This is a genomic window from Pauljensenia sp. 20925_1_34 (assembly GCF_041432775.1).
GTDB lineage: Bacteria > Actinomycetota > Actinomycetes > Actinomycetales > Actinomycetaceae > Pauljensenia.
In genome coordinates, this window is sequence record NZ_JAPWAG010000033.1 from 1 (window position 1) to 23,013 (window position 23,013).

General features: G+C 64.0%; 19 protein-coding genes. 9 read left to right on the plus strand and 10 right to left on the minus strand.

The window, feature by feature from the left end; genetic code table 11:
* Positions 1 to 1,127: 1,127 nt before the first annotated feature.
* The 10 genes from O3669_RS09720 to dnaA form a co-directional block, all read right to left on the minus strand.
* Positions 1,128 to 1,520 carry a DUF3566 domain-containing protein gene (locus O3669_RS09720; RefSeq protein ID WP_295969371.1) on the minus strand — a complete coding sequence of 131 codons (393 nt, stop codon included), beginning with the start codon at positions 1,518 to 1,520 and terminating at the stop codon, positions 1,128 to 1,130.
* Positions 1,521 to 1,646: 126 nt separating this feature from the next.
* Positions 1,647 to 4,247 carry a DNA gyrase subunit A gene (gene gyrA / locus O3669_RS09725; RefSeq protein ID WP_371524535.1) on the minus strand — a complete coding sequence of 867 codons (2,601 nt, stop codon included), beginning with the start codon at positions 4,245 to 4,247 and terminating at the stop codon, positions 1,647 to 1,649.
* Between the two features lie 79 nt (positions 4,248 to 4,326).
* Positions 4,327 to 6,351, minus strand: a complete 2,025-nt coding sequence (gene gyrB / locus O3669_RS09730) for a DNA topoisomerase (ATP-hydrolyzing) subunit B (RefSeq protein WP_314769196.1) — start codon at positions 6,349 to 6,351, stop codon at positions 4,327 to 4,329.
* Between the two features lie 299 nt (positions 6,352 to 6,650).
* On the minus strand, positions 6,651 to 7,487 hold the full coding sequence (locus O3669_RS09735) for a DUF5067 domain-containing protein (RefSeq protein ID WP_371524537.1): 837 nt from the start codon (positions 7,485 to 7,487) through the stop codon (positions 6,651 to 6,653).
* A 296-nt stretch (positions 7,488 to 7,783) separates the two neighbouring features.
* Entirely contained in the window at positions 7,784 to 8,395 is a 612-nt protein-coding gene (locus O3669_RS09740) for a hypothetical protein (protein WP_371524539.1), read from the minus strand.
* A gap of 30 nt (positions 8,396 to 8,425) precedes the next feature.
* Positions 8,426 to 8,830 (minus strand): hypothetical protein, encoded by a 405-nt coding sequence (locus tag O3669_RS09745; protein WP_371524541.1) that lies wholly within the window; start codon positions 8,828 to 8,830, stop codon positions 8,426 to 8,428.
* 352 nt (positions 8,831 to 9,182) lie between these two features.
* A complete protein-coding gene (locus O3669_RS09750; protein WP_371524543.1) occupies positions 9,183 to 10,007 on the minus strand; it encodes a DUF721 domain-containing protein in 825 nt (274 codons plus the stop codon).
* Positions 10,000 to 11,196, minus strand: a complete 1,197-nt coding sequence (recF, locus tag O3669_RS09755; RefSeq protein WP_371524545.1) for a DNA replication/repair protein RecF — start codon at positions 11,194 to 11,196, stop codon at positions 10,000 to 10,002. The genes O3669_RS09750 and recF overlap by 8 nt, the downstream gene beginning before the upstream one ends.
* Before the next feature lies 1 nt (position 11,197).
* Positions 11,198 to 12,334, minus strand: a complete 1,137-nt coding sequence (gene dnaN / locus O3669_RS09760) for a DNA polymerase III subunit beta (RefSeq protein WP_371524547.1) — start codon at positions 12,332 to 12,334, stop codon at positions 11,198 to 11,200.
* Positions 12,335 to 12,744: 410 nt separating this feature from the next.
* Positions 12,745 to 14,184: a chromosomal replication initiator protein DnaA gene (dnaA, locus tag O3669_RS09765; protein ID WP_371524549.1), complete on the minus strand. Its 1,440-nt coding sequence runs from the start codon at positions 14,182 to 14,184 to the stop codon at positions 12,745 to 12,747.
* A 447-nt stretch (positions 14,185 to 14,631) separates the two neighbouring features.
* On the opposite strand from dnaA, the gene rpmH reads away from it, so the two are divergent.
* The 9 genes from rpmH to O3669_RS09810 all read left to right on the plus strand — a co-directional run bounded on the left by rpmH (position 14,632) and on the right by O3669_RS09810 (position 22,696).
* Positions 14,632 to 14,772, plus strand: coding sequence for a 50S ribosomal protein L34 (gene rpmH, locus O3669_RS09770; RefSeq protein WP_003791379.1), 141 nt, complete (start codon positions 14,632 to 14,634; stop codon positions 14,770 to 14,772).
* Between the two features lie 9 nt (positions 14,773 to 14,781).
* Positions 14,782 to 15,135: a ribonuclease P protein component gene (gene rnpA / locus O3669_RS09775; RefSeq protein ID WP_295969332.1), complete on the plus strand. Its 354-nt coding sequence runs from the start codon at positions 14,782 to 14,784 to the stop codon at positions 15,133 to 15,135.
* Positions 15,120 to 15,500, plus strand: a complete 381-nt coding sequence (gene yidD / locus O3669_RS09780) for a membrane protein insertion efficiency factor YidD (protein WP_295969334.1) — start codon at positions 15,120 to 15,122, stop codon at positions 15,498 to 15,500. Before rnpA ends, yidD begins: the two co-directional genes overlap by 16 nt.
* A 48-nt stretch (positions 15,501 to 15,548) precedes the next feature.
* Complete coding sequence (yidC, locus tag O3669_RS09785; protein WP_371524551.1) at positions 15,549 to 16,892, plus strand: membrane protein insertase YidC; 1,344 nt, start codon at positions 15,549 to 15,551, stop codon at positions 16,890 to 16,892.
* Between the two features lie 83 nt (positions 16,893 to 16,975).
* On the plus strand, positions 16,976 to 17,479 hold the full coding sequence (locus O3669_RS09790; protein ID WP_371524553.1) for a protein jag: 504 nt from the start codon (positions 16,976 to 16,978) through the stop codon (positions 17,477 to 17,479).
* Positions 17,472 to 18,155 carry a 16S rRNA (guanine(527)-N(7))-methyltransferase RsmG gene (gene rsmG, locus O3669_RS09795; protein ID WP_371524555.1) on the plus strand — a complete coding sequence of 228 codons (684 nt, stop codon included), beginning with the start codon at positions 17,472 to 17,474 and terminating at the stop codon, positions 18,153 to 18,155. Before O3669_RS09790 ends, rsmG begins: the two co-directional genes overlap by 8 nt.
* Positions 18,156 to 19,583: 1,428 nt before the next feature.
* Positions 19,584 to 20,462 carry a ParA family protein gene (locus O3669_RS09800; RefSeq protein WP_295967371.1) on the plus strand — a complete coding sequence of 293 codons (879 nt, stop codon included), beginning with the start codon at positions 19,584 to 19,586 and terminating at the stop codon, positions 20,460 to 20,462.
* Between the two features lie 174 nt (positions 20,463 to 20,636).
* Complete coding sequence (locus O3669_RS09805; RefSeq protein ID WP_371524557.1) at positions 20,637 to 21,920, plus strand: ParB/RepB/Spo0J family partition protein; 1,284 nt, start codon at positions 20,637 to 20,639, stop codon at positions 21,918 to 21,920.
* 146 nt (positions 21,921 to 22,066) lie between these two features.
* Entirely contained in the window at positions 22,067 to 22,696 is a 630-nt protein-coding gene (locus O3669_RS09810) for an HAD family hydrolase (RefSeq protein ID WP_371524559.1), read from the plus strand.
* The last annotated feature ends 317 nt before the right edge of the window (positions 22,697 to 23,013 follow it).

The window sequence follows — 23,013 nt, forward strand, 5'->3', positions numbered from 1 at the left end:
GTTAACCCCACAAGTGGCAGCCCGGGCAAGCCGTCCACACCGCCACCTAAAGGGCCCGCGACGCTGGCCCTTCCAAGCAACCACTCGGGGGGTTTTGCGACCATAGACCCCCGACACGCCGACGACACGCCGCAACGCAGCGCCTATGGTAGCAATTCCCCCCAAGCCACCAACGAAAACAAGCCACACCACCAGGACAACTGGACAAGGATGTCGAACACGACCCACGCCACCACACCACCTCATACATCGGCAACAGCCTCACCCACTGAAACACCCCAAACACTCCATGTCACCCAGATTCCACCGAGGTGGACTGCACTTTGAGCAACCACACGGGAGATTTAGAACCATAGACCCCTCCACGGGCACGCGACGCTGGCCCATCCAAGCAAGCTCTCGGGGGGTTTTGCGACCATAGACCCCCGACACGCCGGCGACACGCCGCAAGGCAGCGCCTATGGTAGTAATTCCCCCCAAGCCACCAACGAACACAAGCCACACCACCAGGACAACTGGACAAGGATGTCGAACACGACCCACGCCACCACACCACCTCAGACATCGGCAACAGCCTCACCCACTGAAACACCCCAAACACCCCATGTCACCCACATTCCACCGAGGTGGACTGCACTTTGAGCAACCGCGCGGGGGGTTTTGCGACCATAGATCCCCGACACGCCGGCGACACGCCGCAAAGCAGCGCCTATGGTAGCAATTCCCCCCAAGCCACCAACGAAAACAAGCCACACCACCAGGACAACTGGACAAGGATATCGAACACGACCAACACAGCCACCTAAAGGACCCACCTGCGCACAGACGGGCCACCGCTCCCCCATCAACCCAACCACCACGCCCAAACCGTAGTCCACTACACCCCAAACACCCCGTATCACCGAAGTGGACTGCACTTTGAGCAAGCACGCGGGGGGTTTTGCGACCATAGACCACCGACACGCCGACGACACGCCGCAACGCAGCGCCTATGGTAGCAATTCCCCCCAAGCCGCCAACGAAGACGCAACCGCGCAACCGCGCAACCGCGCAACCACGCGCAGGTGGAACACCGCGCGGGTATAGCAAAAGGGGCCGGCATCAGCCGACCCCTTGCGCGAGTGCCCTCACTCATCCATGAGGGACACCTTGATGCCGCCCACCAGCGAGGCGACGACGTTGTAGAGCATGGCTCCCAGCGTCGACAGGGCGGTGAGCAGGATGACGTTGATGACCGCGACGATGGTCGCGTAGGAGATGACGCGCGGCAGGCGGGCGTAGTCCAGCAGGTCGGCGTAGCGGCCGGCGCCCATGGTCTTGAGGAATTCCTCAATCTGGCTGAAGACGTGCATGGCGTCGACCATGAGCCACAGGACGATCGTGGCGACGACCATTGCGATTCCCAGGGCAACGGACAGAAGGAAAGACACCTTCATGACGGTCCACGCGTCGATACGCGCGATCGCCAGGTCTACTCGGCGGGGAGCGTCTGTGCGGGCGCTCGTGACGTGGTCGCTCATGGGATTCCTTCCAGGTCGCACTTCCTACAGGCCAGGCTACCGCATCGCTGGGCCCCGGCGCACAGTCCGCGCCGCTTTGGAATGTTGATCACGGGACGAGGCCGACCCTCGTCCCGTGATCATTGTTCACTTCTCGGTGGTGTTGACCCCTGCGCCGCCTTCGGTGGGTGAATCCTCACCGGAGGGGGAGTCTTCACCGGAGGGGGAGTCGGCCTCGGGCGTCTCGGATTCTTCGTCGTCGCCGGATTCGGGGTTGCGGGTGATCGCGATGATGCGGTCGCCTTCGTCGGGGCGGGCGAAGATGACGCCCATGGTGTTGCGGGCGGTGGGTCGCACGTCGGAGGCGTTGACCTGGACGAGCTTGCCGGAGGAGGTGATGACCATGACGTCTTCATCGGGGCGCACGACGAGGGCGCCAACGAGGCCGCCGCGTTCGTCGACGAGTTTGCCGACGCGCACGCCGAGGGTGCCGCGCGACTTGGTCGGGTATTCCTCGACGGGGGTGCGCTTGGCGTAGCCGGAGTCGGTGACGATGAGCAGGTCGGTGCCTTCGCGCGGGACTTCCATGCTGAGTAGTTCGTCGTCGCCGCGGAACTTCATGCCGCGCACGCCGGAGGTGGAGCGGCCCATGGAGCGCAGCTGCTCGTCGGTGGCAGTGAAGCGCACGGCCTGGCCGTCGCGGGAGACGAGGATGAGGTCCTCGTCGGCCATGATGATCTGTGCGGAGACGAGCTCGTCGGGCTTGCCGTCTTCGTCTTCGCGCAGGTTGATGGCGATGATGCCGCCGGAGCGGGGCGAGTTGTACAGGCTGAGCGGTGTCTTCTTGACGAGGCCTCGCTTGGTTGCCAGGACAAGGAAGTCCGCGTCCTCGTAGGTGCGGATCGCGAGGACCTGCGCGATGTGCTCGTCGGGCTGGAAGGCCAGCAGGTTGGCGACGTGCTGGCCCTTGGCGTCGCGGCCGCCTTCGGGGATCTCGTAGGCCTTGGCGCGGTAGACGCGGCCGAGGTTGGTGAAGAAGAGCAGCCAGTTGTGCGTGGTGGTGACGAAGAAGTGTTCGACCACGTCGTCGCCGCGCAGCTGGGTGCCGCGCACGCCCTTGCCGCCGCGCTTTTGCGAGCGGTAGTTGTCGGTGCGGGTGCGCTTGGCGAAGCCGTCGCGGGTGATGGTGACGACGACGTCTTCTTCGGGGATGAGGTCTTCCATCGACATTTCCCCGTCGAAGGGGAGGATGCGGGTGCGGCGCTCGTCGCCGAACTTGTCGACGATCTCGGACAGTTCGGCGGAGATGATGGCGCGCTGGCGCTCGGGCTTGGCGAGGATGTCGTTGAGGTCGTCGACGCGGGCCTTGAGTTCGCGGTGCTCGTCCATGATCTTCTGGCGCTCGAGGGCGGCCAGGCGGCGCAGCTGGAGGGCCAGGATGGCGTCGGCCTGGATGGTGTCGACGTCGAGGAGTTCGATCAGCCCGGCGCGGGCCTCGTCAACGGTGGGGGAGCGGCGGATGAGGGCGATGACCTCGTCAAGGGCATCGAGGGCCTTGAGGTAGCCTTCGAGGATGTGCAGGCGTTCGAGGGCCTTGCGCAGGCGGAACTTCGTGCGGCGCACGATGACGTCCATCTGATGGCTGATCCAGTGGCGGACGAAGCCGTCGATGGACAGGGTGCGGGGCACGCCGTCGACGAGCGCGAGCATGTTGGCGGAGAAGTTCTCCTGCAGGCTGGTGCGCTTGTAGAGGTTGTTGAGGACGACCTTGGCGACGGCGTCACGCTTGAGGACGATGACGAGGCGCTGGCCGGTTCGGCCCGAGGTTTCGTCGCGGATGTCGGCGATGCCGCCGATTGCACCGTCGCGCACGAGCTGGGCGATCTTGTCGGCGAGGTTGTCGGGGTTGACCTGGTAGGGCAGCTCGGTGACAACGAGGCACTGGCGACCCTGGATTTCCTCAACGTTAACGACGGCGCGCTGGGTGATGGAGCCGCGGCCGGTGCGGTAGGCGTCTTCGATGCCTTTGTGGCCCAGGATGGTGGCGCCGGTGGGGAAGTCGGGGCCGGGGATCAGCTTGAGGAGTGCTTCGAGGAGTTCTTCGCGCGAGGCCTCGGGGTTGTCGAGCGCCCACTGGACGCCGCGCGCGAGTTCGCGCAGGTTGTGCGGCGGGATGCGCGTGGCCATGCCGACGGCGATGCCTTCGGAGCCGTTGGCCAGGAGGTTGGGGAAGCGCGCGGGCAGGATGGTGGGTTCCTGGTTGCGGCCGTCGTAGTTGTCCTGGAAATCGACGCATTCTTCGTCGATGTCGCGGACCATTTCCATGGCCAGGGGTGCCATCTTGCACTCGGTGTAACGGGGGGCGGCGGGGCCCAGGTTGCCGGGGGTGCCGAAGTTACCCTGGCCGGCGACGAGGGGGTAGCGCAGCGACCAGGGCTGCACGAGGCGCGCGAGGGCGTCGTAGATCGCGGCGTCGCCGTGGGGGTGGTAGTTACCCATGACCTCGCCGACGACGCGGGAGGACTTGGAGAAGGAGGAGGTGGGACGGTAGCCGCCGTCGTACATGGCGTACAGGACGCGGCGGTGGACGGGCTTGAGGCCGTCGCGCACGTCGGGCAGGGCGCGCCCGACGATGACGCTCATCGCGTAGTCGAGGTAGGAGCGCTGCATTTCTTTTTGCAGGTCGACCTGGCGGATGCGCTCGGTGTCCGAGATGTGCCGCGCGTCGGTAGTGGGCTCGTCGCTCACGAGTGTTCCTTACGTTGTGTCTGCTCGATCAGGCCCGCTGCCCGGGACGAGGCCTGGGCTGGGCTGGTCGTGGGGTGTCTCAGATGTCGAGGAAGCGCACGTCGGTGGCGTTGCGCTGGATGAACGTGCGGCGTCGGTCGACGTCGTCGCCCATGAGGATCGTGAAGGTTTCGTCGGCGTCTGCGGCCTCGTCGAGGGTGACCTGTTTGAGGATGCGGCGCTCCGGATCCATGGTGGTCTCCCACAGTTCGTGGTCGTTCATTTCGCCGAGGCCCTTGTAGCGCTGGATGCCGCCTTCCTTGGGCAGTCGGCGGTTTACGGCGGCGCCGGCGGCGAGGAGCTTGTCGCGTTCCTTGTCGGAGTAGGCGAACTCGTGTTCGGCGTTGGTCCACTTGATGCGGTACAGCGGGGGCATGGCGATGAAGGTGTGGCCGCCCTCGATGAGGGGTCGCATGTAGCGGAAGAGGAGGGTGAGCAGCAGCGTGGCGATGTGCTGGCCGTCGACGTCGGCGTCGGCCATGATGACGATCTTGCCGTAGCGCAGCTTGGAGATGTCGAAGTCTTCGCCGATGCCGGTCCCGAAGGCAGTGATGAGGGAGCGGATCGTGTCGGAGGACAGGGCGCGGTCCAGGCGGGCCTTTTCGACATTGAGGATCTTGCCGCGGATGGGCAGGATGGCCTGGCGTTCGGGGTCGCGGCCGCCGACGGCGGAGCCGCCTGCGGAGTCGCCCTCGACGATGAAGATTTCGCACTCGGAGGGGGTGCGCGAGGAGCAGTCGCGCAGCTTGCCGGGCATGGAGGCGGATTCGAGGACGCCCTTGCGGCGCGTGGCCTCGCGGGCCTTGCGGGCGGCGACGCGGGCTGCCTGGGCGGCCTGGCCCTTGTTGATGATGGCCTTGGCGTCGGCGGGGTGGGCGTCGAGCCAGTCGGTGAGCTTGGAGTAGACCTGCTGCTGAACGAAGGTTCGCGCTTCGGTGTTGCCCAGCTTGGTCTTGGTCTGGCCTTCGAACTGCGGCTCGGTGAGCTTGATGGAGATGACGGCGGTCAGGCCTTCGCGCACGTCGTCGCCGGTGAGGTTGTCGTCCTTGTCGCGGATGATGCCCTTGTCGCGGCCGTAGCGGTTGACGAGGGAGGTCAGCGCGGTGCGGAAGCCTTCCTCGTGCATGCCGCCTTCGGTCGTGTTGATGGTGTTGGCGAAGGTGTGGACGGAGGAGGAGTAGGCGGTGGTCCACTGCATGGCGATTTCGACACTCATGGTGCCTTCGTCGTTTTCGGCTTCGAAGTCGATGATCTCGTTGTTGATCGTGTCGGACTTCTTCGCGGAGTCGAGGTATTCGACGTAGTCGCGCAGGCCGTGCTCGTAGCGGTACGAGACGGTGCGGTGACCCTTGGTCTTCTTGTCCGAGGCCTCCTCGCCGCCGGCGATTTCGTCGCCTTCGTCGGTGGCGAATTCGCGCTCGTCGGTCAGGGTAATACGCAGGCCCTTGTTGAGGAAGGCCATCTGCTGGAAGCGCTGGCGCAGGGTTTCGAAGTCGAATTCGACGGTTTCGAAGATCTCGGGGTCCGGGTAGAAGACCTGGGTGGTGCCGGTTTCGTCGGTGGCTTCGCCGCGTTCGAGGGGGGTGATGGGCGTGCCACCGTTGGCAAACGACATGCGCCACACGTATCCCTGGCGGCGGATTTCGGTGTTGACACGGGTAGACAGGGCGTTGACGACGGAGATGCCGACGCCGTGCAGGCCGCCGGAGACGGCGTAGCCGCCGCCGCCGAACTTGCCGCCGGCGTGCAGGATCGTCATGACGACCTCGACGGTGGGCTTGTGCTCGGTGGGGTGCTCGTCGACGGGGATGCCGCGGCCGTTGTCGACGACCTTGATGCCGCCGTCTGCCTGGATGGTGACCTCAATGTGGTCCGCGTAGCCGGCCAGGGCCTCGTCGACGGAGTTGTCGACGACCTCGTAGACGAGGTGGTGCAGGCCGCGTTCGCCGGTCGAGCCGATGTACATGCCCGGGCGCTTGCGTACGGCTTCCAGGCCTTCGAGGACGGTGATGTCCGATGCGCCGTAGGACTGCTCGCCTTCAGCGGTCTTCTCGTTGTCAGCCACGTGGCTCCCCTCGCATTGCGCGAAAAATAGATGTTTAACCTTGTAGATTCTACCAAAAATGGGGCTTGTACCCGGGATTGACAGACCCGGAGGGTTACTTTACAAACTGTGAGATTGCAACGAAATAGTGACTGTGATCAGTCGCATTGCGGCTGTTGCTGTGTGCGCATGACACGGGGCCGCCCTCCCGGGTGGGAGGGCGGCCCCGTCGCGCTCATGGGCGCTGAGATGACTGTGAGCTAACGGCGCGTCCGTTTGGGCGCCGAAGGACTCGTGTCAGGCACTCGTTGCAGCGCCGATCACGGCTGCCAGTACCAGTCCGGGATGTCTGCATCCCAGTTGTCAAAGTCGGTCGTCTTGAAGGTGACAACCTCGTTGGGGTAGGGGAGCTTGTAGGCCTTCTGGAAGGTCTTGGTCTGGCCGACGGGCACATTCACGAAGATGGAGGAGTCGTAGCCAGCGGGCTCCTTGCCCTTGGCGTAGTAGGCGGGGCGCATGTCAATACCCTTCTGCTTGAGAGAAGGGGTGTTGAACAAGTCGGACTGCTCCTCATTGGAGTTGTTGGTCATCGAGTAGGTAACGACGATGGTGTCGGAACCTTCCTTATCGGCGGGGCCCTTTTCGATCTTCGTGATCTCCATGTGCACGCCCGACGACAGATCGACGGAGTAGCTGCCGTTCTGGTGGGCATTGTTCGGGTTCGGCACGCCGGTCGGACCCGTTGTCGGCTTGCTAGTCGCGGAGCTCGGGCTGGGAGCCGGAGCCGAGGTGCTCGGGCTGGGGTCCGTGGTGGCCGAGGTGGTGGTGTCGTCAGCGTCCGGCTCTTCCTCATCCTCACTGCTCATAAAGAAGTAGAGACCCACAGCGACGAGGATGAGTACCAGGACGCCCGCGATGCCGCCGATGATCAGCGGAAGCTTCGACTTCGGCTCCTCGGGCGTCATGCCGGCCCCGTACTGAGCGGGGTACTGGTCCATGTAACCATTGGACATTTGCTGGGTCTGGTCCACGTAGCCGCCCTGCGCGTATGCGTTCGGGTCAGCCTGGCCGTAAGACTGCTGCGAACCAGGGAAACCACCCTGGCCATTTCCCTGGTTCCAGGGATCCTGGCCCCCGGGAGCGTACGGGTTACTCATAGTGACTCCTCATAGAAATCGCACTGGTGTGCGGGATGACATTTGGAAGCGTAGCAAAATCTGACCGAAATGTGGAGTGCTGCTGACACACTTCCATCTGTCGAACAGTGCCTTGCGCGCGCTTCCGCGCCTATTGAGCCCTATCGATCAACCCGGAGACCCTGTCGTCATAAGGGGCGCGGGGCTCAGGATGTGATCGATTGAACGTCAACAGAACAGGATAGCGCCTTTGTCACATCGCCCTCAAGGGGCAATATAGTGATGCGCACCATAGTTTCAGGGTGTTCCTCGTTGCTTTAGGCGGGGCACAACACCCATTCGTCGGTAATGTTCGCCCTACTCCACTGCCTGAACACGACTGGCTCGTCCGGGTACAGGTACTTGACGGCGACCGTGACCTGCCGAATCTCTCCCGGCTTCATTATGTCGTTGGAGGCGGAATCGCTCTCTCGCCGAGACTCGTTGTCTTCCTCCTCGAAGCGAGCCGAACCGAAATAGGTTCCCTTCTGACTCATGGTGGGCTGAAACTCGTGGGGGTATTTGGACGTTCCGGACGTGTTCGTGATGGTGAATGTCAGCACCAGCGTCTGCGCACCATCGTCGTCGACCGGGCCACGCTCAGCGGAATCGAGTGTGACGTGCCCCAGGTTGTCGGGCAGATCCCGGGAATATTGGCCGGTCGAACATTGGTCCAGGCCCGGAGGTTCTTGCGTCGTTGAGCGGATGATAAAGATTCCCGACGCGAAGCCGCCGATGAAGAAAAGAAGGAGCACGGCAGCGGCGCCAACGAGAAGCTTTGTCGTGTTTTTGCGCCTCAGTTGGCGAGCTAGCTCGGGGGTGACCGGCTTGTAGGTTCCGGTATTGCCCAAGCCGCTGGATCCTTGCGGCATCATCGGATTGTCCATCATGTGTCCTTCACTCATCGTTCGCGCGCCGCACTAGGACGGCTGCCAGGTCCACGTGGACAGCTCGTCGCCGTCCCAGCCGAATCTGACGGGGTCACCCACATATATGTACTTGAAGGCGAGCGTGCCGGTCACGCTCTGGCCAGGTGAGACGGAGTCGATGCCGACCGTGTCATGAAAGTCGGCTGGTGCGCCCATGTTGGTCGTCACATAGGCGTAACCCAACGGGGTTCCCTTTTGAGACAGTCCCGGAATGTACTCGTGAAACTTGCGGTCCTCGTCGGTGTTGTTCACGACCGTGACATCAACGAGGAGCGTCTGGGCGCCATCTGCGTCGAGGGGCCCGAGACGGAAGTTGTTGCATGTCACGTGGAGCGTGTTGTCGTACAGGTCCAGCGTGTACTCCCCGGAGTTGGACTGAGCCTGTGACGAGTCCATGTGTCGCCATGGCGATTGATACGTGAACCCGGCATACATTCCAGCGCCGAAGAGTGGAATGACTGAGAGGACGGTAATTGTAACGACGACGATCTGTGTGACGAGGGGTACGCTCGTGCGCGGCGTCATGATGGGGGGTGGTCCGAGGTAGTACGAGGGGTATCCGCCCCCGTGCATCATCGGATATCCGCCGGTCGGTGGCACCGGCTGGTACCCGCCCTGACCAGGGCCATACTGGGTTGGCGGTCTGTGCATGTTGCTCATCTCGCTCCTCGTCGTTCCTCCGTTGGAAGGGCTACGTGAAGAAGCCTAGCAAAGGATGGCCGACCGTAAAAAGGGCCACCTTCCGGGTCTACCCGTAGTCCGCCCGGGGTCCCCGGCCTCGTACCACGTAGGGGCCCTTCTTCCAGGAGGGGGCGACGGGCCCCAGGATGACGAGCTGTTCGACGACGCCGGAGCCGACTTCCTCGGCGATGCGTCGCTCAATCGTGGGCAGGAGGAGCTGGAGCTGTTTGGCCCAGGCGGTGGAGTCGGTGCGCACCACGAGCTTGTGTCCCTCGAAGGTCTCGATGCGCGCGTGCTCGGCGACCTGAGGTCCGACGATGGCGCTCCACGAGGCGATGATGGACCCCATTTTCGTGGGTGTGTCCCACTCGCGGGCCTTGATCGTGCGCGCGAGGATCGCCCCCAGGGAGTTGGCCCGCCGGTAGCGCGGGCGCATGGCGGCCATGCCGGGGGAGCGGCTCCACGAGGCGCCGGTACCCTCCAGGGCTTGGCGCAGCGCGGCGAGGTCGCCTTCGGGGTCCTCGTCGGTGGACGAGGCCGGGGCCGGCACCCCGTTCGCGTGGCGGTAGGCGGCGGCGCGGGCGGCGGCGCGCGCCTGGGCGCCATCGGCGTCGTCCGCGGCGAGCCGGCCGAGCCCGTCGGTTTCGATGGCCGCGTATTCGCTGGAGCCGTCGAGGCTGCGGCGTGGCCGTGTTTCGTCGAGTCCCCAGGAGGGCAGGGTGGAGCGCGTGTAGCCCAGGTTTCGGGCGACGCGCTGGGCGCGTTCGAGGGCGCGCACGACGAACTCGTCGGAGTCTTCCTCGGGGCCGAGGCCGTCCGTGCTGTCCGGGTCGAGGCTCGCGTTGTCGCCGCCCAGGTTTGACGCGGGAGACGAGCCCTCGCGCTCACTCATGGTCGGCCTCGTCGATGACGGTTCCGAGCTCGGGGTCGAGGCGCACGTGCAGGGCGTGGTGGTCGAGGGAGGGCGGCAGGTCGCCGGCGACCGCGCAGGTGACGATGATCTGTTCGGCTTTCGAGGCCAGGGCGGCCAGGCCGGCGCGGCGGGAGGAGTCGAGTTCGGCGAAGACGTCGTCGAGGATGAGGATCGGGGTGTCGCCGTCGTCGCTGAGCAGCTCGAAGGCGCCCAGGCGCAGGGCGAGGGCGACCGACCAGGATTCGCCGTGGGAGGCGTATCCCTTGACGGGCATCGAGCCGAGGCTGAGGGTCAGGTCGTCGCGGTGGGCGCCCACGAGGTTGACGCCGCGCTCGGTTTCCTTCTCGCGCACAGACGTTAGGGCGGCGAGCATCCGCTGCGTTTGCGCCTCGACGTCGGTCAGGTCGGCGGTGGCCGGGTTGTCGGGGTCCGTGCCGATAACGCGGTCGACCGAGGCGTCGAAGGACAGGCGCAGGTGGCGCGGCGAATCGGCCACGTCGTCATAGGAGCGGGCCGCCGGCTCGGTCAACTCGTGGGCAATTCGCGCGCGGGTCGCGGTGATGCGCGCCGATAGGGCGGCGAACTGCTGGTCCCACACCTCGAGCGTCGACAGGTCGGGGCGGGCGCCTCGCCGGATCGAGGCCTGGGCGGCCTTCATGAGGGCGGCGCGCTGGCGGGCGACCCGGTCGAAGTCGGAGCGTACCGAGGCGTGGATGGGGGAGAGCTGGGTAGCCAGGTCGTCCAGGAAGGATCGGCGCACCGACGGGTCGCCGCGCACGAGAGACAGATCCTCGGGGGCGAACACGACCGTGCGCACGATGCCCAGAATCTCGCGGGGCTTGACCTGCGCGCGGTTGATGCGCGCCCGGTTGGCCTTGCCGCGCACGATCTCCAGCTCGATGACCTGCTCACGGCCCTGCGCCACCACCCGCGCGCGGATAACGGCGCCACCCGGGGCGGCCTCGGCCTCGTCGATGGGGATTCGCACGAGCGCGCCCTCCGCGCCGACCCTGTGCGACGAGAACGTGGACAGGTAGGCGAGCCCCTCGACGAGGTTCGTCTTGCCCTGACCGTTCGCGCCCACCAGGACCGTGGGGCCGGCGGGCAGCTCGACGACCCCATGCTTCCACGAGCGGAAGTCGTCGAGGGCCAGGTGGGAGACGCGCACGTCAGATGCCGAAGCGGATGGGCATCAGCAGGTAACGGAACTGCGTGACCTCGCCCTCGTCGGCCTTCTTCTGGCCGGTGATGACGGCCGGCTTCGTGGGGTGCGTGAAGCCGAAGCGCACGTAGTCGGTGTCCAGGACCTGCAGGCCGTCGATGAGGAACTGCGGGTTGAAGGCGGTGGAGATGTCGTCGCCGTGCAGCGTCGCCTCGATGGCCTCGGAGGCCTGCGCGTTGTCGCCCTGGCCGGCCTCGAGGACCAGCTGGCCGTCGGTGAAGGCCAGGCGCACGGAGGTTTTGCGCTCGGCGACCAGCGACATGCGCTTGACGGCCTCGAGCAGGGCGTGGCGGTCGACGACGGCCTGGATCGGCGTTGATTCGGGGAAGAGGCGACGCACGGCGGGGTAGTCGCCGTCCATGAGGGTCGAGGTGGTACGGCGTCCCTGGGCGGTAAAACCGATGAGGGACGAGGCGCCGGGCTGGGATTCGCCGGAGAGGCCGACCTCGACCTTGGCGCCCGAGGTCATCGACTTGGCGACGTCCTGGAGGATGCGGGCCTTGACAAGGGCAACCTCTTCGATCGAGGTGTCGGTGGGCTCCCAATCGAGCTCTCGCATCGCGAGGCGGTAGCGGTCGGTAGCCAGCAGCGTGATCGCCGGGCCGTTGATCTCGATGCGAACACCCGTCAGCAGGGGCAGGGTGTCGTCGCGCGACGCGGCGATCGACACCTGAGAGACGGCCTGGGACAGCGTGGAGGAGTCGATCGCGCCGATGCCCTTGGGCTGGGCGGGAAGCAGCGGGTACTCGTCGAGAGGCATGACCGCGAGCGTGAAGTGCGAGGATCCGCAGACCAGGTTCACCTTCTGGCCGTCAAGCTCGACAGACACGGGCTTGGAGGGCAGCGACTTGGAGATGTCGGCCAGGAGGCGTCCGGACACCAGGACCTCGCCGGCCTCGTCGACGGTGGCGGGGATGTGCGAGTTCGCGGAGACCTCGTAGTCGAAAGAAGACAGGGTCAGCTCGTCGCCTTCAGCCTTGATGCGCACGCCGGCCAGGATCGGCGACGCCGGGCGCACGGGGAGCGCGCGAGCGGTCCACGACACTGCTTCGGCCAGAACATCGCGGGCGACGGTGAACTTCATAGCTGCCTCCAAAACACAAAACGGAACGAGAACTACTTTACCCACAAGTGTGCCCACGTGGGGCGCAACCGAAGGCTTGGCACTCGCGCCGTCAACGCCTCACCGGCGCTGTTGTTGGACGGAAACCTGTGAAAAAAATTTTGTCATTCGACTCTCCCTCCATCATAAGGGTTGTGAGTTCTGTGGATAACTCATTTTTTCGTTGGGAAGTCTTGAAATTACATCTGTGTAATGAGGTGGACGAATCTGTGCACTACGCACGTGGACATGTGGACGGGCGAAATAACAAGTTTTCGTCATTCACAAAGACCGCTGTTTTCTCCACAGGGTTTGCCTGTTCATCCACGCGCTGTCCACAGATCCTGTGAACGGGGCGCGGGCGCCGACTTTCGTCAGCGCCCGCGCGGGTTTCACGACTCCCTGGCCTTCTGCTTGATGCGATTTGTAAGCTCGGACACGTGGTTGAAGGTTTCGCGTTTTTCCTTCATGAGCTTGGAGATCTTCTTGTTCGCGTGCATGACCGTTGTGTGGTCGCGCCCGAAAGCCTGTCCGATCTTGGGCAGCGACAAGTCGGTGAGCTCGCGGCACAGGTACATGGCGATCTGGCGGGCCTCGACCACGTTGTGGCTGCGCTCCGACGATCCCATCTGTTCGATCGTCACACCAAAGTAGACGGCGCACTGGCTCATGATGAGGCTGACCGTAATCTCGTTGTCGTCCGGGTTAGACACGAAGTCCTTGAGCATCATCTGCGCCAGATTCAGGTCGATGCGCTCCTTGTAGAGGGACGCCCACGCGCCGATGCGCACGAGCGCACCTTCCAGCTCACGGATGTTCGAGGAGATGCGCGAGGCGACGTACTCGAAGACCTCGGGGGTGACCTCCAGGCCCTCGGCGTCGGCCTTCTTATGCAGGATCGCGATGCGTGTTTCCAGGTCCGGCGGCTGAACATCCACGAGCAGGCCCGAGGAGAAGCGCGAGCGCATACGGTCCTCGAAGCCCTTGAGCTGGGCGGGAGGCAGGTCGGAGGTGAGCACGATCTGCTTGTTCGCGCTGTGCAGCGCGTTAAAAGTATGGAAAAAACCCTCGACCGTCTGTTCCTTATCGCCGATGAACTGGATATCGTCGATGAGCAGGATGTCGAGCTCGCGGTAGCGGCGGTGGAACGCCTCGACCTGAGAGTTATCCGTCTTGTTCAGGCGGATCGCGTTGATGAACTCGTTCGTGAACTCTTCGGAGTTGACGTAGCGGACCTTCAAGTGAGGCATCATCGACAGCGCGTTGTGGCCGATGGCCTGGAGCAGGTGCGTCTTACCCAGCCCGGAATCGCCATAGATAAAGAGGGGATTGAAGGCGGTGCCCGGGGTTTCCGAGGCGGCCAGCGCGGCGGCGTGCGCGAAACGGTTGGAGGGGCCGATCACGAAGGTATCGAAGGTGAACTTAGGGTTCAGGTGCGTGGGACCGGCGTCGGTGGGGGAGGAGACCAGCGCTGGGGATCGCGCCTCTTTCCTCTTCTCCTGGTACGAGGCCGGTGCGGGGGCCGGGGGAGCGGGTGCGGGAGGGGCCGGCTCCTCCCGAGTTGTCACGAGCTCCAGGGAAGGGTCGACCGTGATCGCGATGCGCACGGTACGGCCCAGATTCACCGACAGAGCGGTCGTCAGCTTGGACTGTGCCTTCTCCTCGATCCACTGCTTGGTGAAGCCGTTGGGGACCGCCAGGAGGATCGTGCCTTCAATATCCCCGAGGGGCCGCGCGGAGCGCAGCATCGACGTCGCGACGGGGCCCAGCTCGTCTGTGGGGACCGTGTCGAGGGCCGCAGCCCACGCGCGTGTGAGGGAATTCGACTCCACGACAACCTCCGGACAGAAAATACGGTGAGTTCAGTCACGACTCTGGAGTGATGTACGTGACCCTATGACATGTCCTGAGTGTAGTCCGCACACATGCTTATACACAGACTGGGGATGGAGCTGTGGAGAACTATCACAGAATCACATGGCTGTAGTTACAACTTTGGGTCCGCAGCGTGGTGCGGAAAGCAAAAATACGCACTGCCTGTGGATAACTGTCGTCATCCACCGTTGTGGACGAGGTTGCTCCACAGCGATTTCCACAGCTGTGGAAACTGTGTGTGACGCGGTGGGTAACCCCGCCGCGTTGACTAGGCGCGCCCATCCGCTTAGTCTTGGAACTTGTTTGCGCCCATTTCGGGCGTGCGTCCCCGCTATCGCGCCCCGCGCGTCGATAGCCCAACCGATCAACGAGTGGGAAACCACTCCCCGCCGAGGAGAATTGCCGTGACCACCAAGCGGACCTTCCAGCCCAACAACCGTCGTCGTTCGAAGACGCACGGCTTCCGTCTGCGCATGTCGACCCGCGCCGGCCGCGCCATTCTGGCTGCCCGCCGTCGCAAGGGCCGCGCCAAGCTGTCCGCCTGAGACACCCCGGTGCTGCCGCGCGCGCACCGCATGGTTGACCCAGCGGATTTCACCGCCGCGATCCGACAAGGAGCGCGCGCAGGGGATCCGCTGGTCGTCGTCCACGTCCGAGCCGACGAGGAGCGCAACAGCCGCCTCGTCGGTTTCGTCGTACCCAAGCGGGAAATCAAACGCGCCAACGGACGCAACCGCGTCAAGCGACAGCTCCGTCACCTCATGCGCGAGCGCGTCGACGACCTGCCGGAAGGAACCCGGCTCGTCGTGCGCGCCTCCTCCAAAGCCCTCGGCGTGCCCTCCACAGAACTCGGCACCCACCTCGACCGCGTCATGGAGCGAGCGTGGCGCAAATGGAACGCGCGATGACCGTCGTGAGGCGAGTGCTTGTCGCACTCGCCTCCGCGCCCATCGTCGCCTACCAGCGCTACATCTCCCCGGCCCTCGGCCCCCGGTGTCGATACGTGCCCACCTGCTCCAACTACGCGCTGACCGCGATCCGCGTCCACGGACCCATCAAAGGTCTGATCCTCGCGTCCTGGCGGTTGCTTCGATGCAACCCCTGGAGCCACGGGGGAGTGGACCACGTGCCCGACCGCGGACGCTGGAAGCCCGACCCGTGGATTCCACCCGAGGACTGGGCCGGGCACGACAACTGGGAACGTCCCGCCCCCATGGGACTGGGCCCCGAATATGACCTGACCGAGCAGCCGACAACGGCCTCGGACAACTAAGGAACAACGAAACAGCGGCGCGAAGGCGCCACGGCGAAAGCGAAAACTATGTTCGACGCAATGCTCCACCCCTTCGCGTGGGCGATCTCCTACGTGTGGGTCTGGATCCACGACCTCCTCGTGCTGCTCGGAATGTCCTCCGGCTCCGGCATCGCGTGGGTTCTGTCCATCGTGCTGCTCACCATCCTGGTGCGCATCGCCATCATCCCGCTGTTCCTTAAGCAGATCCGCTCCTCGCGTGCCATGCAGGCCATCCAGCCCGAAATGCGCAAGATCCAGGAGAAATACAAGGGCAAAAAGGACCAGGTCAGCCGTCAGAAGATGATGGAAGAGACCCAGGCCCTGCAGCGCAAGCACAAGGTCTCGCCCTTCGCCTCCTGCCTGCCGATGCTCGTGCAGATGCCCGTCCTCTTCGGCATGTACCGAGCCATTATCGCGGTTTCTTCGATCTCCGCCGGCACCTACACCTACCGCGGCGAGGCCACCGACCACCTCGGCCCCTTGACCGCCTCCGTCTCCGAGGAGATCGTCAACTCCACCGTCTTCGGCGTCCCGCTCTCCCACACGCTGCGCGAGTCTGTCAGCCAGCCCAGCGTCGTCGCCGTCTTCGTTGCCGCGATCGTCCTCATGGTCGGCCTGCAGTTCTTCTCCATGCGCCTGTCCTTCTCGCGCAACATGCCCGACATGGGCGACAACCCGATGGCCCAGTCGCAGCGCTCCATGATGTACGTGATGCCGCTGATGTTCATCGTCTCCGGCGCGTTCTTCCAGATGGGTGTCGTCATCTACACCGTGACAGCCTCCTTCTGGGCCCTCGCCCAGTCCTTCTGGACCATCAAGGTCATGCCGACCCCCGGCTCCCCGGCCTACGCCGACCTGCTGTCCTCGCGCGAGTCCGCCTACCAGGAATGGGCCAAGCCCTACTTCCAGAACTACGACCGTGAGCGCGCCGCCCTCGGCGCACCCGGCTCCGACCCGCGCGTTGAGGAGCTCAACGAGCGCACCCTCGCCGAGGTTCGCGCCAAGGCCAAGAAGCAGCACGTCGCCTCCGACTTCCCCGCCTCCATGACCCCCGGCGAAATCGTCACCGTCTACCGCAACCTCGCCAGCCAGTCCTGGACGACCCTGCCCGACGAACAGTGGATGCACGGCCTGACCCTCGCCGTCGAAAAGCGCCTCGCCAAGCAGGAAGCCTCCGCCCAGCGCGCCGAACTGCAAAAGAAGCAGCGCGAGCGCCGCACCGCCGAGCGCGAGGCCACCAAGGCCTCGTCCGAGGCCCCCTCCGAGTCCCAGGAATCCGCGCCCTCGCACAGCTCCCTGAGCGCCGAGGAGATCGAGCGTCGCCGCGTCGAACGCCGCAAGGCCCGCCGCCGCTCCGGCAAGAAGCGCTGACCCCTTTAGATTCACGGTCCCAGAACCCCAGCGGGTACCCTGGACACCAGCAAGACCCCATTCCCCACCACGGAGGACCCGTCATGAGTGACGACAACGCAGGCAAGCTCACCCGCCTCGAAGAAGAAGGCGAAATCGCCGCCGACTACCTGGAAGAACTGCTCGACATCGCCGACCTCGACGGCGACATCGAAATCGACGTCGAAAACGGCCGCGCATCCGTCGAGATCGTCGCCGACGACCCCGAGGCGCTCGACCGCCTCGTCGGCGACGACGGAGAGGTCCTGGATGCCCTCCAGGAACTGACCCGCCTGGCCGTCCAAACCGAGACCGGCGAACGTTCCCGCCTCATGCTCGACATCGCCGGCTTCCGCGCCGAACGCAAGGAAGAGCTGCAGGACATCACGCGCGAGGCCATCGCCCGCGTGCGCTCCACCGGCGAAGCCGTCAAGCTCGACGCCATGAATCCCTTCGAGCGCAAGGTCTGCCACGACGTCGTCGCCGAAGAGGGCCTGACCTCCGAGTCCGAAGGCACCGAACCCCACCGCCGTGTCGTCATCCTCCCCGAGGAATCCGACGGTGAGTGAGAACCCGAACGGGACGGGAAGGGGTCGCCAGGTGGGCGACCCCTTCGTCCCAGAAGAACCCACCCAGGCGGTCCGCGACTTCTTCGGCCCCGCCTTTTCCGACGTCGCCGAATACGCGCGCATGCTCGAGGAGGAAGGCGAGCTGCGCGGCCTGCTCGGCCCCCGCGACATGGAGCGCATCTGGTCGCGCCACATCGTCAACTCCGCGGCCGTCCTCGACTTCATGCCCCGTCGTGAAGGACAGGAAGTCTTGGACGTCGGCTCCGGTTCCGGCCTGCCCGGCATCGTCATCGCCGCATGCCGCCCCGACCTGCACGTTCACCTGGCCGAGCCCATGGTGCGCCGCGTCGAGTGGCTCGAAGACGTCGTTGAAGGCCTGGGCCTGGACAACGTGACAATCCACCAGGCGCGCGCCGAGGAACTGCGCGGCAAAGGCAAGGCGGATGTGGTCACCGCCCGCGCCGTCGCCAACATGAGCAAGCTCGTGCGCATGACCTCCAAGCTCATTGCTCCCGGCGGCTCGCTCGTCGCCCTCAAGGGCCGCCGCGCCCCCATCGAGGTCGAGGAAGCGTCGATGGAACTGCGTCGTCACCACTTGCGCGCCACCATCCACGAGGTGCCCTCCATCATGGAGGACGAGTCCACCTACGTCGTGGTCTGTACGCGCATCAAGTAACACGTGTCTCCGGCTGTGAGCCGGGTAGGGGCGCCACGGCTGAGGCCGCGGCGCCCCTTCTCGTGTGTTGTGTGTGTTGTGTGTGTTGTGTGTGTTGTGTGTGTCGGGGTGGCTTGCGGTTGCTTCGGGTCGCTTGGGAAGATTTTGTGTGCGGCTTTTGGACTGGCTTGGGGGTGCTCTGGTGCTGGCTTGGTGCTGGCTTGGGCTCTGTGGGGGGAATTGCTACCATAGGCGCTGCCTTGCGGCGTGTCGTCGGCGTGTCGGGGGTCTATGGTCGCGAAACCCCCCGTGGTTGCTTGGAAGGGCCAGGGCCGCGTGCTCTTTAGGTGGCTGTGTTGGTTGTGTTCGGCATGTCTTCGTCTGTTTGTCGGGGTGGTGTGGCTTGTTTTCGTTGGTGGCTTGGGGGGAATTGCTACCATAGGCGCTGCTTTGCGGCGTGTCGTCGGCGTGTCGGGGGTCTATGGTCGCAAAACCCCCCGAGTGCTTGGTCGGAAGGGCCAGCGTCGCGTGCCCGTGGAGGGGTCTATGGTCGCAAAACCCCCGAGTGCTTGCTCAAAGTGCAGTCGACCTCGGTGGAATGGGGGTGACATGGGGTTTTTGGGGTGTAGTGGACGACGGTTTGGGCGCGCTGGTTCGTGGCGAGGCGTTTTCTGCGCGGCGGCGTGTCGGGTACGTCGGGCCTCAGTGCGTGCTGCCGGGATGATCGAGCTCACTGTCGGTGCTTGAGTCGCGGGGCGGCGCGGGAGGGAGGCGCATCTTGGTGTGTGTTGGTGACGTATTTCTGTGCTGCGGCAGGGGAGGTGCTGCCGCGTATGGTCAGGTTTTTCTGCGGCGGGATAGGTTGGGTATTGTGTGCTCGTGTGCTCGTGTGCTCGTGTGCTCGTGTGCTCGTGTGCTCGTGTGCTCGTGTGCTCGTGTGCTCGTGTGCTCGTGTGCTCGTTGGGACCATCGACCGCACTGTCGGAGCGGGAGTCCCGAAGCAGCCTTTCCCCAACCGCCGAAAGTGTTCACGTCGGCGCCATACACGTCGGGCGGTGCCTCTTGGCAGCCGCGTTCATGCGTCGTGGTGTTGTCGTAGTCTCGTTCGTCCGTCGACCAGAGCAAGCGATGAATATTTCAAGAATTGAATAGTATTCGAAGCGGCATCGACGTCGCTCACCTCACGGCAGTAAAACGTTTGAATGTGACTGAGGCTACGAACGGCTATTGTTTCGTCGTTTTGCTCTGCGCCTCGTGCTCCGGGTGCATCTGATCGACGGATGATGCTGCGCTCTTCATCGCCAGGAGAATCGATCCTACAGAACAACACTTTTGCCGTTTGACGGATTACTTCGGCAATCCTGTGTCCATTCCTGCATCGCGGGATTTCGATGCAGGAAGTGCCGGTGGAGGCCCGTAGACTATAGGCAGTAGCTAGGAAGGTGTCACGTGACTGTAGAAAACACCCCTCTGTCCTCTCAGATCGAACGCAATATCGCCGATTTGCAGATGCTCGCGCACGCTGAGTTTCGCAAGCCGCCGTCGACGCGCATCATCGCGATCGCCAATCAGAAGGGCGGGGTCGGCAAGACAACCTCGGCCGTCAATCTCGCCGCAGGCCTCGCGCTGGGCGGTCTGTCGGTGCTTGTCATCGATGCCGACGCGCAGGGTAACGCCTCGAGCGCTCTCGGCGTCGAGCACCCCGCGGGAACACCGTCGACGTACGACGTGATGATCGGGGGAGCGGAGCTCGCGGACGTCCTACAGCCTTGCCCGGACATTGACGGCATTCTTGTGTGCCCTGCGACGATCGACCTGTCCGGCGCCGAAATTGAACTCGTGGACGTCCCGGACCGCGAGGCCCGCCTCAAGACTGCGCTTCGAGCGTACGTCTCGGAGCACCCCGAGATCGACGTAATCCTCATTGATTGCCCTCCGTCCCTCGGGCTCGTGACGCTCAACGTGATGGTTGCTGCCGACGAGGTGTTGATTCCCATTCAGGCTGAGTACTACGCTCTCGAGGGCCTGAGCCAGCTGTGGAATACGGTCGAGCGTATCGGGGCGAGCATGAACCCCGGTCTGCGCGTCTCGGGCATGCTCCTGACCATGGCCGACAAGCGCACCCGCCTGTCTGAAGAGGTCGAATCCGAGGTGCGCGCGCACTTCCCGGATCACACATTCGACACGGTTATTCCACGCAGCGTCCGCATTTCCGAGGCCCCCAGCTACGCCCAGACCGTGATTACATACGACCCGCGAAACGTTGGTTCGATCGCCTATCGCAAGGCTGCGCTTGAACTGTGTGATCGGCTTGCCAATACACTGTAAAACAATGTTTCACGTGAAACATTGAATGTCGGCGGCGGTTTTCTGTAGCTAAGAACGTAATCACCACGACTCTTGACCAAAAGTTCAACAAAGTGATCAAAGCCGCTCATCAGCTGAGCGCAGGGCATTGTTTCACGTGAAACAATGAACGAACGCAATTGAAGGAGTTATGCAATGGCGGATGTAACACCGAAGTCTGAGGGCCGTAAGGGCGCCCGCAAGCATTCCGGCCTTGGCCGTGGACTTGGAGCTCTTATTCCCCAGGCGGGTGAACAGAAGTCTCCTGCTGCGCCCGTCGCTCCCGCGCGTCCGCTCGATGTGTTCTTCCCGGAGGGCCCGTCCGCCAAGGGTAGGGGAGGATCCGCAAAGGACCTTTTGCAGCCCAAGCGATCCACGGCCTCGGCGAAAAAGAAGCGCCCGACCATGCCTGGTCTGGACACAGCCGGCACCCGTCGCGCGGCCAAGCCTTCCGTCTCTATTGGTTCTGGGGTCAATGGCTCAGCTCCCAGCCCGAGCGGCCCTTCCGCCCGAGTCGGCGCCCCGGTGGTCACGCCAGCCCCTCCGGCTGCGGCGGATGTTTCACGTGAAACATCCGATGAGCATGAGCTTTTGCCGGTGCCCGGCGCGTCCTTCGCTGAAATTGCTATCGATCAGATCGTCCCCAACGCGAAGCAGCCTCGAGAGGTTTTCGATGAGGACGACCTGAAGGAGCTCGCCGCTTCCATCAAGGAGGTCGGCGTTCTTCAGCCCGTCGTCGTTCGTAGCATTCCCGCTGAGGGGCGCTCCGCGAAGCTCCAAGAGTTCATCGCTGAGAAGCCCGAGGCCCGCTACGAGCTGATCATGGGTGAGCGCCGCCTGCGCGCTTCCGAGCTCGCCGGCGAAACCACGATTCCCGCGATCATCCGAGAGACCGACGATGGAGATCTGCTCCGCGACGCGCTCCTGGAAAACCTCCACAGGGCCCAACTCAACCCACTGGAGGAAGCGAGCGCATATCAGCAGCTCATGGCCGATTTTGGCGCGACTCAGGAAGAGCTCGCCAAGCGAATCGCGCGCTCACGCCCGCAGATCGCGAACACTCTGCGCCTACTCAAGCTGCCGCCAGTCGTTCAGAAGAAGGTGGCCGCACAGGTCATCACCGCGGGCCACGCTCGCGCCCTTCTTTCCTTGGAAACGGCCGAAGACATGGAGCGGCTCGCCGAGCGTATCGTCGCGGAAGGACTCTCGGTGCGCACCACCGAAGAGATCGTCCGCCTGGGCAAGGCGAAGGCCACTCCGCGTCCGCGCGCCCGTCAGCAGCGTCCGCTGTCGCAGCTGGGGGAGACCGTCGTGTCGGCCCTGTCCAATGCGTACGACACACGTGTGTCCATCACGGAGGGGCGCAAGAAGGGCCGAATCGTCATCGAATTCGCGGGAGCGGACGACCTCCAGCGAATCGCAGACCTCATTCTTCGCTGAGTTTGCTTCGTACGTCTTTCCGCAGATCAGAAGGAGTATGTTCCCAATCATACATTTTCCGTTCTAATCTGTGGCTGAAACTACGTTTAAACTACTCTTAAAGGATCCGACGTCGGACTCTCGCAGTACTAGAAGGAGCGAAAGGCATGCACGCTCAAAGCAGTTCGCGCACCGTGCTTTTCGATGTCGGGGGCGTTCTCGTGGAATCACACCCCGATCCCGCCGTGATCGCCCGCATGTTCGGGGACGAGTCGCGCGGCCTCACAACGCTCGTTGACCAAGCCATGTGGACGCATCGCGGAGAATACGATGCGGGCTTGCCCGACCGTGACTTCTGGGATCGCATCGCAGGTGATTGCGGTCAACCCGAGCCGTCGCATGAGCTTTTGAAGGCACTGGTCGAGCTCGACTCTTCGCGCATGGCCGAGGCAAACGAGCGCTCGCTGGCACTCGTTCGTTTGCTGCGCTACCAGGGCGTCCGCGTCGGTATTCTGTCCAACGCCCCATACCCGATCGCGAAGGCTATCCGCCGATCCGAGTGGGGGAGCCTCTTCGACTTTTTCGCGTTCTCCTGCGACTACGGTATCTGCAAGCCCTCGCGCGGTATCTACAGGGACGTCCTGCACCGCCTGAACACGCCCGTTGAAGACGTTGCGTTCATTGACGATCGACGCGAGAACGTGCGGGCTGCGGAACTCCTGGGCGTCCAGGGCATAGTCTGGGAGGGCGCCGACCAGGCCGAGGCCCGCCTTAAGGAACTCGGTTTCCTGTTCTGAGTGGTCCTCTTTTCTCACGGGTCGTAGACGTGTCTGTGAGTACTGCCTGAGGGTCGGGTGCCGTCGGGCCCTACGGCACCCGCCACGCTGGCTGCTCGTGGTGTTGTGCCCGGCTGCACCAAGCAGTGCTATGCTGGCATCAGTAGGGGTCAAGAAGGCAGTCCACCCTATACGCCAAGCGCGTCGGACAGCCGGATCGCCCTACGAGTGAGGACATTAGGCAGCCCCATCGGGCAGCCGGGATGTCCTCACTTTATGTAGCCCGAATTCACCGATTGTGGGCGCCGAGTTTGGTCGGTGATATAGCGTGTCCATCG